We start from the raw sequence: 12,499 nt of genomic DNA on the forward strand, positions 1-12,499 counted from the left end.
ACCCCTTTGCCTACGCGCAATGCGCTATCAGACTATCACGCAAGGAACCTTCGCCTCTTCTGCAGGTTCCTCTTATGCAATCATAAAAAATGCGGTTGCACTGGGCATGGTCAAAATGGCAGGGCTCGAGACCGACCTGCTATCGTTATGCAGCACGTGCACAAGTTTGGGAATCGAACGCGCAGCGGGAACAATGATGGAACGGCTGAAGCGTCTTACGCAGGGAAAGTTGTCGCAAAGCGAACTCACAATGCTAAAAGGAATATACGAATTGTAACGACACAAAGCTGGTTTGATGACACCGAATATAGCCGGGAAGGTTTCGCCGTCGGTTTGGTCGGATTATTTCGATACGGAATCGTCAAGCCCAACCAATTACAGAAAATTGCAATGTTATGGGCATACACCGAATTCTCCAAGGATATGCCCAACGCCCAACGGCTCAAGTTGAAATCGCTCCATAGCGGATGTAGCGTCCCGGAGTAGCGCTCCGCGATCGAGCTTGGGACGCCAAACTAACTTTGCGCAAGACGCGACGCTATTACTTCCCAGTTGGCAGGCTTGGTGAAAATCGGCGTCGAACGGAAAAATGCTGGTACGGACCGATCATCGTAACCCGTAACAAACGCAAACGGTATGTGCTTCATTTTCAGAAAAGCCGCCACGGGGAAAATTGTCTGTCCACGCAGATTGATGTCAAGAAGCGCCGCATCGAGACTGGCCCCGGCGCCTTCGATGGCCTCGAATGCATCCTTAACGGTGCTAACCGGGCCGACAATTTCCGCCCCCATTCGAGCCAGGGTATCGGCGGCGTCCACCGCAATGATTTCCTCGTCTTCAACGATAAGGAAACGGCACCCGCCGACAGCCTTGTTCGAGAAGCGCTCCTTAGCCGCGGTCAGGCAAAGTGCTTCCAGTTTGTCGGGAATGACCACACCTTTGCGGTACATCCGCACGACATATCGAGCGAATTCGTCGCGCTTCTCGGCGTGCGCGGTGAACCACGGTTCGGAGCTCACCCGCTCAAATACGTCCCGGACGATCTTGAGATCTTGCGAGCCTAAAATGTCACGTGACAAATCCTTATATCTGAGGCATTCACGCCCAAGTACAGTTTCATGTCTCACTTCATGAATCAACGCTAAAATAAGAGTCATCTGAACTTTGTGTCGTCATACGACATTTTATCGTGCCCAATATAGCAAACCAATCTTGGCTGGCACATCTTGGCCTCGCGTCGCGCCGGCGCGGACATGTCCTTAGTCTGGAAATCATCATCCAATTCTGCTCCCTCTCGTTGTCCATTCGACGCGTGGCGAAAAAAGATCGGTGGAATCAGGCAAATAGGGCCGGGCTTACGAAGCGTACAAGACGACGCCGTTTTCAATGTTCGCAGAGGCGCTCAAGCTTGAAAACAGATGCGCTCGTCGCCCATGAAGTGTCACAAAGACAAAGCCCGCGCGAGGCGGGCTGAGCATTGCTTTGGCTACGTACGAGCGTCGGGCTTATTCGTCCGCTTTGGTCTTGCCTGCCTTTGGACCGACCTTCGCCCGTGGGACCTTGGCGGGAGCGGACTTGACCGTCTTGGACTGCGCCTTTGCGGCGTTCAAAACCGCGGCGCGGCGGGCGCGATTTTCCTCAAGCGCTTTCTGGAAATCGAGATCATGCTCAGCATGCTGGGCGAGATCATCGAGAAACTCGGCGACTTGTCCTACGGTTTCGACGACAACGTAGCTCAACCCGTTGCCGGTGCTGAGCGCGTCGCGGCCAACGCTCACGCCAAAACCGCCTGGGACTCGCTGAAACTATGTGGACCGCCATTTCCTGAAGCCGGCAGGATCACGCTCATACTCTTCCAAATAGTTCTTCTGCTCGGCGACCCGGAGACGAAACGTCTCGACGACGTTCCGTGCACCTCCCTTGGGTTTGTCCGCCTTCCTGGCGGACCATTTCTCAATAAAATTCGTCACAACCATATGCTCCATGGTTTTGAGATGCAGTGTCGAAAGACCCTGCATCTCCCAACGGGGACCAGCCTAGTCCATCATCCATGGCAGTGACAGATCAATCATTCGCACCCGCATCCTTGATTTTTGCGGATTGGCTCGTCCGCAAAGTGATCACGACAGCATTCTTCTCCGAAATTCGACTTTCCCGGTTGCTGGCGGAGGCTTTTGCTATATCTCCTCCGAGAGGGTGAATGCGCCCGTCGCCACGAAGGAGGAGCTGCATGCCAGGAAAAGGATGGGTGATCGGCTTCGCGGATCAGTCGAAGCGGCAGTGTCGTGAGCAGCTCCGGCAAAACATCGCCAGAGCAGTCGATGAGCTCCTCGAAGACGGGTGGGAGCCCGAGTGCATAGCAGAATCCCTGCTGGAACTCGCGGATGATTATATGGACACCGTCATCGGCGGCGCGGTCCACACCGCAACACGGCGAACCCATTAGGGTCGTCGTGACGTCGATTAGCAGTGGGTATGCACGATCCGGCAGCGCTGGGCGCTTCTCTTGAGGCATTTGACGCTTTAGATTTGTGCGACCGTTTTCGTTAGATGGCCCATGACGTCTCAGCTGGACATGTTTTCGGAGAATGCGCAAGCCGTTCGCAAAGCGTCGGCACCCGGCCTGCGCGTTCGGCAGATCGGATCATCGCCCGATGAAGCCGAGATGGTGCGGATGCTGGAAGCAACCGGACGCTATCAGATCCTGAAAAAACTCGAGCCACGCGCGATCGCCCCTGCCTTAAGGCCGGGCTATCCGCTGAGGGGCGTTATCCTCGACACCGAGACAGTCTCGACGCGAGGAAGGACGAGATCATTGAAATCGGCCTAATCGGCTTCACCTTCAACGAGGACGGCGAGATCGGAGATGTCACCGGCATTTACGGCGGACTGCAGCAACCGAGCATCCCGATCCCGGCCGACGTGATCCGGCTGACCGGCATCACGGACGCCATGGTTCATGGCCAGATGATCGACATGCCCGCCGTGCGTGCGCTCATCGAGCCCGCCGATCTCGTCATTGCCCATAATGCCGGCTTCGATCGACCGTTCTGCGAAGCCTTCTCCCCGATCTTTGTCCGTAAGGCCTGGGCTTGTTCCAATACCGAGATCGATTGGAGTCTCAGGGGCTATGAGGGAACCAAGCTCGGCTACCTCATCAACCAGAGTGGGTATTTTCATGTCGGGCACCGGGCCGTCGATGACTGCTTTGCGCTGCTGGAAGTCCTGGCACTTCCTCAGGGCGATAATAATCAAACACCCTTTGCCGAGCTTTATCAGGCAAGCCAGCGCTCGCGCGTGCGCATCTTCGCGGAAAACTCACCCTTCGATCTGAAGGATCGGCTGAAGGAACGAGGCTACCGCTGGTCCGATGGCAGCGACGGCCGGCCGAAATCCTGGTGGATCGAGATCGCAGAAGAGACCATGGAAGACGAGCTTCAGTTCCTACGAATCGAGATCTACCGCTGGGAGGATGCTGACCCCCCGGTTCAGCGTCTGACGGCATTCGACCGGTTCAGGGGGCGCAGATAGATTCGGCCCCTCGCTACTACATCGGGTATTCCCGACCTTGCCGGGCCCGACTTTCAAATTACAACTGAAAACAGCAAGCGCCGGCAGAACGCTTCCATCTCACGCTCAAACCGATCAAAGGCGTCATAGACCCAAGGTTCGTAAAGCTCAGAAGCGCCACTGCTACCGCGCAAGGCACGCGATCGGAGCATCCTGAAACGCCGAAAGTCCGTAAATCGCATCACCTACCACCAAAACGGAGCTTACGAGCCCATAACATCATCAATTTGGTGGCTGTCCATCCATTAGAAACCCGAAAACTAAAGGTCCCAGCAAGTGTTGCGAATTTGACAGCCTTCATCAGCACGCGTTGGCACTTGGCCATCATGGCGTTGCAATTGATCGGCCATTTCGCCAGCTGCGCATTGGATGCATCGCACAAGGCGTCCTGCGTGCACTGTGATCTTCGAAGCCTGCATATGGTGATGGAAGAAGAACTGGGCCCTGAGAACAACTTGAGGTCAGACGAACAGAGCTTTGGTCTCCGATTGATTTCCGACGCATATTGGAAGGCGGGAAGGCCGCAGCAATTCGCGCGTTGCTGAAAGCTAAGCGGCCGCGGTCAATTCGCCATCTTCGAGAGCAGGTCAACCATCTTTCGAGGCTCGTAGGGTTTCGCGAAAAAGACACTACCTTCAGGCATCTCTCTCGCCGCCAGGGGCTGTTTGCCCGAGACCAACACTGTGGAAATCGATGGCCAGCGACGGCTCACTGTCCAAGCGAGCTCGAGGCCGTTCATGCTTCCAGGCATATCGATGTCGGTCATAAGGATCCGAGTATCGGGCGTGCGCTCGAGCAGAGTAATAGCCTCCTCCGCGTTGGTGGCTTCCAACGCTTCGAGGCCAGCTTCCTCAACCAGATCCACCGCCAGCATCCTGAGCAGCGGCTCGTCCTCGACAATCAGAACAAGTTGACGCATTGGGCCCCGCGTTTTCTCGATCGCGTCTAACCTCGGAATGGCGATCAGGTTCCCCCCTTGCGGGGATCATCGTGAACTCCGGTTCGTCGCGCTGGACCTTCGAACGATTGAATGTCCTCGCCTTTGGTATCGAATAACATCGATGGGCGACGTTTGGTAACGAGTTTATGAGCGACAGCCGGTGTGCCACCGCGATGTCCACCATATTCACGAAATCTAGCGGAGAAACCCCCGACTGGATCACATTGTATCCTCCATCGTCTCGCAACGAACATGTGAGGTCGACGGGCGGCGATGGGAACAGGCCAATGGTAAGCTCGATCCGTGTTCGCACCAGTAGACCCTCGAGCCTTCATCTATCCGGTCTTTCAGATGCGCCACGAACGAGACAGCCAGCCGTCAGCCCTCGGCGGGAGGTCACCGACCATCGACTGAGGCCATCTTCCGTCGGATCTCTTCAAGAATTAAAGATCTTTGTCTATCGTCTGAGCGATGACCGGAACCTAACGGCATTCAAAGATGTGAACGGTGCCCTATGTTAGTAGGGAGATACTTCAAAAACCGGCGATTCTCGCTTGGGAAACAGCTGGCGTTTTGACGAGTCCGCCGGCGAAGAGATGCTATCAAAAAGGCAAACGTGCATGATTTCTTGCGTTTGCCTCTGTTTTGGCGGTGATGAGAGTGGTTCAGGAGTGTTGCATGGCAAGTTCCGCGGAAGACCCCCCATTGGATGACGGACCGTCCGCGCCACCCCACGCGTGGCGGGCGAGCGTGCGGCTTCCATCAAATCCCTTTCCGCCAGCCAAGCTGATACACCAAGTGACAGCGGACGGACCCGATCCGCGTGACTGGCTGGCCGCTATTATCGATGGCTCGGATGATGCGATCATCAGCAAGAATCTAAGGGGCATTATCCAGAGCTGGAACCCAGCCGCGACCCGGCTCTTCGGCTATGAGGCGGAGGAAGTGATCGGCAAATCCATCACCATTCTCATCCCCGAGGATCGGCTCGATGAGGAGCCAGCGATCCTCGCCGAGATCCAGCGTGGCATGCGCGTCGAGCACTTCGAGACAGTGCGACGGCGCAAGGATGGATCGTTCATCGACATCTCGCTCACGATTTCACCCATCCGCAACGCGCAAGGCATGATCGTGGGCGCATCGAAGATCGCGAGGGATATTACGGAAAGGCGCCGGACGCAGGCGGAGCAAGAGCTTTTGATGGGAGAGATGCGTCACCGCGTGAAGAATCTCTTTGCGCTCGCGACAGCGATCGTCTCCATCAGCGGACGCTCCACCACGACCCATGAGGACTTGCTGGCGACGATCCAGGCGAGGCTCTCCTCGCTCGCGCGTGCGCACCAGCTCACCATGGCCGATTGGAAAGGTGAGATCGACGACATCCAGGCGATCTCACTGCACACATTGTTCGGGACCATCCTCGAACCTTACGGGGCAAGGGAAAGGATCACCATATCGGGCAGCGATCCCTCGGTCACGGGCAAGGCGATGACGCACATCGCTCTGCTGCTGCATGAGCTTGCCACCAACGCCGCGAAATATGGATCTCTTTCGGTCGCAAGCGGATATCTCGATGTAAACTTGCTGGATAAAGCGGATAGGATTGAGCTCATTTGGCGGGAAACGGGAGGGCCGGAACCATCAACTTCCGAAACCTCAGGCTTTGGCAGTCGGCTCGAAACAGCTCTGGCCGGTGCGCTTGGCGCCACCATCGAGCGCGACTGGAGACCGACAGGGCTGGTCGTTTCCATCAGCATTCCAAGGGCGGCATTTTCAGGCTGAGGAGTTCCTTCGACGTTGGGCGCCGATAGGTGTCACGATCCTAGTCGGAACGAATAGGAAGCGGAGAATTTCTGAGGGGAGCGATTGATACCGTACGTCGATCCGCGGATTTGGGCAGCCTTGATCTCGTACTCATTGGCATGCGGTTAAGGGTCTCCCACGCCTCGAACCGGCCACCGCGTATTGATGGGCACCACCCATGGAATATTCGTGATGGGGCAGCAACTCGCCCACGTTCGTATAATGGCACCAAGTGACTCCCATCGATCCTTCTCGACTTCAGGCCTGCGGCCGGTAAATTCAATGCAGGCCGGGTTGAAGTAGGTTACGACCCCTTCGACGTCAGTCACCTAAATGGCGACCGGAAACTGGTCTTGCGCCTCGCCAAGCTCCGCGATGCCCGTGCTGAGCGCATGGAAAGCCGTTCAAGAATGGTATCGATGCCAGGCGTCAGCATACCCCGCTCCCCGTCGGGCATTCGCAATACAAGCGGCTCCTGTGAAGGGACCATCACTCAAACTCCTCATCCAGCGCATCACGTACCTTCGCAGCCAGTTCCGCCGAACCGAATGGTTTTGTAATCAGTCTTACACCCTTGTCGAGACGGCCATGATGAATGATCGCATTACGCGCGTAGCCGGTTGTAAACAAGACCTTCAGACCCGGTTTAATCTCTTGCGCCTGGGCCGCGACCTGCGCTCCGGTCAGGCCCCCTGGAAGGACCACATCGGTGAAGAGCAGATCGACTCTCGCCTGTCGCTCAAGGAGGCGTAGCGCGGAAGGCCCGTCATGCGCTTCGATCACCCGATACCCGAGTTCACGAAGAAGCTCGACCGAATAGGCTCGCACATCATCGTCGTCCTCGACGACGAGGAGGGTCTCGTCATTTTGCCCTTCAGGGACCGGCAGATCAGTCTGGGGCTCGTCCGACGTATTGGCCGATGTGAATCGCGGTAGATAGATCTTTACCGTCGTGCCGTGGCCGAGCTCCGAATAGATCTTCACGTGCCCGCCGGACTGTTTGACGAAGCCATAGACTTGGCTCAGTCCAAGACCAGTCCCCCGACCGACCGGCTTGGTCGTAAAGAATGGCTCGAAGGCCTTTGCGATCGTGACTTCGTCCATGCCCGTGCCGGTATCCGACACCGCTATACAAACATACTGCCCTGCTGAAACCTCGGCGTAGGAGGCGGCGTAGGCCTCATCAATGTGGGCGTTCGAGGTTTCGATGGTCAAACGGCCACCATCCGGCATGGCGTCGCGCGCATTCACCGCGAGGTTGAGAATTGCGGCCTCAAGCTCGTTATTGTCCGCCTCCACCTGCCATAACCCAGCGGCCAGAACAGTTTCCACGGCCATGGTTTCCCCAAGCGTTCGATGGATCATCTCCGAAAGGCTCGTCACAAGGGCGTTGGCATTCAGTGGTTTTGGATCGAGTGGCTGGCGTCGAGAAAAGGCCAAGAGCCGCTGGGTAAGGGCAGCGGCGCGACGAGCGCCGATCATTGCGTGGCCCGCAGCTCGCTTAAGCCGCCCGGAATCCTCCGGCAAGTTCCGCTGCAAGATGTCAAGATTGCCGATAATGACCTGCAACAGATTGTTGAAATCATGAGCGATGCCGCCCGTCAGCTGCCCAACGGCCTCCATCTTCTGCGATTGGCGTAGCGCGCTCTCATTTTCTCTAAGCTGCGCTGTTCGTTCCGCGATTTGTTGCTCGAGGCTTGCATTCAGATCGCGAAGGGCTCCTTCCGCGCGCTTCCGCTCCTCAATCTCACGTTGGGTGGCCTGTGAAAGGTTAGCGTTGTCGATCGCTACCGCGGCCTCCGCCGCCAATCCTTCCAGGCCCCGCTCGGAGCGTTCGTTGAAGACAGCTGGCGTGGCGTGGCCAAAGAACAGGCCCCCGAGCACTTCCCCGGTGCGCGAAATCACTGGCACGGCCAGATAACTGCGCACGGGCAAATGACCCTCGGGCATCCCGCGTCGAGGCGCGCTTCGGCCATATCGCGGATCCTTCGTGATGTCGTCCGAGCGTACGATGCCTTCCCCGTTGAACGTCGGCGCGAACACTTGCGTGTTGCGCGGCATCGGGAATTTCGAAAAGGCTTCGATGGGAGCCCCGGAAAGCGTATAGAGCATATAGCTCTCACCGCGCTCGTTCAGCACATTGTAGAAGAACGCGCCGAATTCAGCGCCGGAGATGGCAACACCGGCATCGGTGACGATCTGCACCACCTTATGGAGGTCCGTCTCAGCCGCCAGGGCAGATCCCGCGCGGTTCAGCAATTCGAGCGCGCGACGCTCTTCGGCCGCGCCCTCTTCAGCCTTGCGCTGGGAGGTCCGATCGCGCAGGATCTTCACGTATCCGCTCTGCACCCCATCGGTGGCCCTGATAGGGGTCATCGCGCCAGACGCCCAAATGCGGCTCCCATCCTTGCATATACGCCATCCTTCTTGGCCGCCGCCACGGCCGTATGCCAGCGCGTCGCGCATCTCGTTTGCCAATATGTCTCGCTGGCGATCCTGGTCAGTAAACAAACGCTCCAGCGTCTGGCCCAGCATTTCAGCTTCCGTCCAGCCCAGGATGCGGTGCGCGCCTTCGTTCCAGCTCGTCACCTTGCCTTGGAGGTCGGTCGTAATGATCGCCGTATCGACCGCGCTATGGACGATTTGTCGCCATTCAGGCGCAGAAATCGCTTCTGGACCGCTGGGCGCTCCGGAATTGTTCATCGAGCTCCTCCCACCCGATGGCAACGGGTTTCAGTCTCCCCACAAAATCGTTCGCGCGTTAACGTCGAGAGCCCACTTTAGTTCCTTCCGTCCAGTTCCTTGGTGGTAGATCGGCGGCGCCATATCGTTCGCGCACCAGCGCTCCTTCTCCATCCGATATTATCAAAATTGCGATAGCCGGAGAGGCAAACAATGAAGCGGGTGTGCGATTTCCAGTCGCCGTGCTCCAGACCTGCGTCCGGGTTTGGCCCTTCGGTTATGGCGTTGAGGGACGGAACATACCCAATAAAGACTGTATAGGCGAGTTCCAGGTCGTTCGGGTGTAGTTCTCCAACAAAGGGAAGAGACGCCTCGTCTCTATGTGCTGCGCAACATACAAGAAGCCGAGCCGCGCAATCCAGCTTCCGTGCTTAGCACGAACAGCCTTTCTTCGTGAGCTACCGGACGTCAAGCTTGCGTAAATTCACCGATGATGGCCTGCAGTGCCTGCCAAGCGGTAGCGGCCGACCACGGCGTCACGTTCGTTACCCCCAGCAGCAGCCCAGGCCGGGAGCGGCTCGCATCCGCATACCAGCTCGACAGGGGTGATGGCCCCAGCCCAAGGTCGCGGGCGCGGCGAGCGATGGCGGCATCATCCGCACCATCCGGAAGACCAAGAATAAGCGCCAATCCGCCCCTCTTCCGGTCCATCAGCGCGGTGCCCGCGATGCCGCTCAAAACTTCGCTCCGTTCCGAATAGAGTCGCCGCATCTTGCGCAAATGCCGAAGGAAATGGCCCTCGGAGAGGAAGGAGGCAACGGCAATCTGGGCCATCGTTGCGGGAGCAGGAGAAAGAAACATCGCCCGGCGGAAAAGCTCGTCCAGCAGGCGGGGAGGCGCCACGAAGAAAGCCAGTCGCAGCGCCGGGCTGATCGTCTTGCTGAACGTCCCCACATGGATGACACGCTCTTCGGCGTCCAGCGAGGCGAGTGCCGGTGCAGCGCGTCCCTTCAGCTGCAATTCACCCAAATAGTCGTCTTCGATGATGAAAGCGTCTGCCGATGCCGCCCAGTCCAGAAGAGCCCGCCGACGGGTGAGCGACATTGTCATTCCCAGTGGGGCTTGCTGTCCCGGCGTTACGACCGCGAGCGATGCGTCGGGGGCGATCGCCATGCCGAACGCCACGTCGAGCCCGTCGCAGTCAACCGGGACGGGCACAACCTCTATGCCTTTCAGCGCAAGTCCGGCCTTTGCCAAAGGGTAACCCGGATCTTCAACCCACGCCTTGCATGGCCGTGCTGCGAGCGTATCGGCAATCAGGCCGAGCGCGGCGGTGAAACCTGTGGTGATGAAGACCTGCTCCTCATGACAGACGACAGAACGGGCCACGGCAAGATAAGCTGCGATCTCGCGACGCAGGGCCAGCTCGCCGCGTGGGTCCGGGTAACTGAGCGGCAGGAGCGCTGCCTTTCGGCCGGCCCGTACCAACAGTCGAGACCAGACCGTCGCAGGGAACGCATCCTGTGAAGGCACGCCGAGCTGAAACAGGCGCGGCGGCATACCGGGTGTGATCATTCCGAGCGCGTGGAAGGGATCGCGGAGCGACATGCGACGCTCGCCCGCGGTGCGCGGGGGCAGGTGCGCGCTGACCCGCGTTCCCGCGGGACCGTGACTGATCAGAAGTTGGCGGTCGATAAGCCTTTCATATGCGGCCTTGACCGTCCCGCGCGCAACGCCGAGCTGGCTTGCCAGATCGCGCCACGATGGCAGCCGCGCCCCTCCCGACAACCGCCCATCCAGAATGGCGGCCTCGATCGACTGCGTCAGCTGGTCAGTGAGCGTTTTTCCAGATTGCCGATCAACCGTTATGGAGAGGGACCGAACATCCGTGGATGGTACAGTTTTTTTGCCCAATCTTGGTCCTTTTTACTGGATGATAGCGGCCATAGTGTAGCTATACAACGGAGAGGCAAGGAGAATATCGTGCCCAAGACGATTTTTCTGGCGGGTGCCACAGGTGCTATCGGCAGGCGGCTCGTGCCGCAATTGTTGGATGCAGGATATGACGTTTTCGGGACGACACGCTCGTCCGACAAAGCGCGCGACCTTGATGCGGCCGGCGTCCATGCAGTGGTGGTCGACGTCTTCGATCGCGATGCGCTAAAGCGGGCGGTGATAGAGGCAAATCCGGATGTGATCATCCACCAGTTGACCGATCTCCCCCCGGCCGTAGACCCGTCACGAGCATCCGAATTCGCCGCCCGCAATGCGCGCATCCGCCGCGAGGGGACCGCCAATCTTATGCGGGCCGCGATGGCTGCGGGCGCCAAGCGCATTATCGCGCAAAGCATCGCCTGGGCCTATGCTGCTGGGAACGAACCCCATGACGAGTCGGCACCGCTGGATCTCGCAGCGCCCGAGCCTCGCAGCATTAGCGTCTCGGGTGTTGCGGCGCTGGAGGCCGCTGTCCTGGGAGAGCCTGAAAGGGTAACCGGTATCGTTCTGCGCTATGGGCGCCTCTACGGCCCCGCGACCGGCGCGGACTTCCCCGATGCCACGCTCGCCGTCCATGTGGACGCGGCGGCCCGCGCGGCAATGCTTGCAGTCAAGGCGGGAACGCAGGGCATCTACAATATTGCCGAAGCGAGCCCAATGGTTACCTCTGCGAAGGCTATCCGCGAACTCGGATGGACGCCGGAGTTCCGGATCTGAAGCCCCCTGAGCTATCATTGAAATCCCTGTCGCCGATGAGATACTCCATGCTGAAACCAAACGTTTATTCAATCTTCGGCTCGGTCGCGGAGAACAGCGCGATCTCGTCATCTATTTCGATGACCTTGGGAACCGTCGCCGTGCTTGCTTTATTCCTGGGCATTACCGCTTACCGGAGCGGCGAGGCCGATCCAGGCCCTGCTCAGCATCATATGTCCGAAACCTCCGATCCGGCGGCCGCCGGACGACCCCAGACCACAGTGAGGCCAATTTCCTGCGAGCCATTGCCGAACGTGCCGGGTAAGTCACTGACCGTCGCGGTCGTCGATTATCCACCCAACGCCTATACGCCACGTCATCGGCATCCTGGCTCGGTCTCGGCCTTCGTGCTGAAGGGGACCTTGCGCTCTCAGCTTGAAGGTGGCCCGGCCGGGACCTATCGCGCGGGCGAAACCTGGTTCGAGCCACCCGGAACTGCGCATCTTTTTGCAGAGAACGTCAGCAAGACCGAGCCCGCTGAGTTGCTGGCGACCTTTGTCGCCGATAGTGACTGCGGGCCGCTGGTAATACCCGATTGACGATCTCCTTTGACGTCGTTTGGATTACATTTGTCCGAGCCTCGCTTCATCAATGAATCAAGGTAATATGCCACCTGGACCCTCACGTGGCATCAACGCCGCGTATGCTAGGTTAGAAGAAGCACCGCGTTGGGCTACCATATAGCATTGCCGGCAATCGGCAGCGTCAGCTCTCTTTGGTTGTCGAAGGCGCTCGCACGTGATTGATCTCCGC

9 protein-coding genes and 1 pseudogene are annotated in these 12,499 nt (G+C 58.4%); 5 read left to right on the plus strand and 5 right to left on the minus strand.

Features of this window, described 5'->3' with window-relative positions:
* Positions 1-515: 515 nt before the first annotated feature.
* Positions 516-1,157: a response regulator gene (locus FBZ99_RS22620; protein WP_145634894.1), complete on the minus strand. Its 642-nt coding sequence runs from the start codon at positions 1,155-1,157 to the stop codon at positions 516-518.
* A 348-nt stretch (positions 1,158-1,505) separates the two neighbouring features.
* Positions 1,506-1,778, minus strand: a complete 273-nt coding sequence (locus FBZ99_RS33565; protein ID WP_246661174.1) for a hypothetical protein — start codon at positions 1,776-1,778, stop codon at positions 1,506-1,508.
* A 452-nt stretch (positions 1,779-2,230) separates the two neighbouring features.
* Here FBZ99_RS33565 and FBZ99_RS22630 point away from each other — a divergent pair, with 452 nt between their 5' ends.
* Positions 2,231-2,446, plus strand: a complete 216-nt coding sequence (locus FBZ99_RS22630) for a hypothetical protein (protein WP_113353600.1) — start codon at positions 2,231-2,233, stop codon at positions 2,444-2,446.
* Positions 2,447-2,557: 111 nt separating this feature from the next.
* Positions 2,558-3,531 (plus strand): annotated as a pseudogene (locus FBZ99_RS22635) (3'-5' exonuclease).
* 601 nt (positions 3,532-4,132) lie between these two features.
* Here FBZ99_RS22635 and FBZ99_RS22640 read toward each other — a convergent pair.
* Positions 4,133-4,489, minus strand: coding sequence for a response regulator (locus tag FBZ99_RS22640; protein ID WP_145634897.1), 357 nt, complete (start codon positions 4,487-4,489; stop codon positions 4,133-4,135).
* Positions 4,490-5,308: 819 nt separating this feature from the next.
* Here FBZ99_RS22640 and FBZ99_RS22645 point away from each other — a divergent pair.
* Positions 5,309-6,292, plus strand: coding sequence for a PAS domain S-box protein (locus tag FBZ99_RS22645; protein ID WP_246661175.1), 984 nt, complete (start codon positions 5,309-5,311; stop codon positions 6,290-6,292).
* A 510-nt stretch (positions 6,293-6,802) separates the two neighbouring features.
* Here the strand turns inward: FBZ99_RS22645 and FBZ99_RS22650 are convergent.
* On the minus strand, positions 6,803-9,016 hold the full coding sequence (locus tag FBZ99_RS22650) for a PAS domain S-box protein (RefSeq protein ID WP_145634904.1): 2,214 nt from the start codon (positions 9,014-9,016) through the stop codon (positions 6,803-6,805).
* A 447-nt stretch (positions 9,017-9,463) separates the two neighbouring features.
* Positions 9,464-10,909 carry a MocR-like pyridoxine biosynthesis transcription factor PdxR gene (gene pdxR, locus FBZ99_RS22655; protein ID WP_145634907.1) on the minus strand — a complete coding sequence of 482 codons (1,446 nt, stop codon included), beginning with the start codon at positions 10,907-10,909 and terminating at the stop codon, positions 9,464-9,466.
* 69 nt (positions 10,910-10,978) lie between these two features.
* On the opposite strand from pdxR, the gene FBZ99_RS22660 reads away from it, so the two are divergent.
* Both FBZ99_RS22660 and FBZ99_RS22665 read left to right on the plus strand, forming a co-directional pair.
* Positions 10,979-11,707, plus strand: a complete 729-nt coding sequence (locus FBZ99_RS22660; RefSeq protein ID WP_145634910.1) for an NAD-dependent epimerase/dehydratase family protein — start codon at positions 10,979-10,981, stop codon at positions 11,705-11,707.
* A gap of 47 nt (positions 11,708-11,754) precedes the next feature.
* Positions 11,755-12,285, plus strand: coding sequence for a cupin domain-containing protein (locus FBZ99_RS22665; RefSeq protein ID WP_113421001.1), 531 nt, complete (start codon positions 11,755-11,757; stop codon positions 12,283-12,285).
* Positions 12,286-12,499 lie beyond the last annotated feature (214 nt).

This window comes from Rhizobium sp. ERR 1071, assembly GCF_007828675.1.
GTDB classification, from domain to species: Bacteria; Pseudomonadota; Alphaproteobacteria; order Rhizobiales; family Rhizobiaceae; genus Rhizobium; species Rhizobium dioscoreae.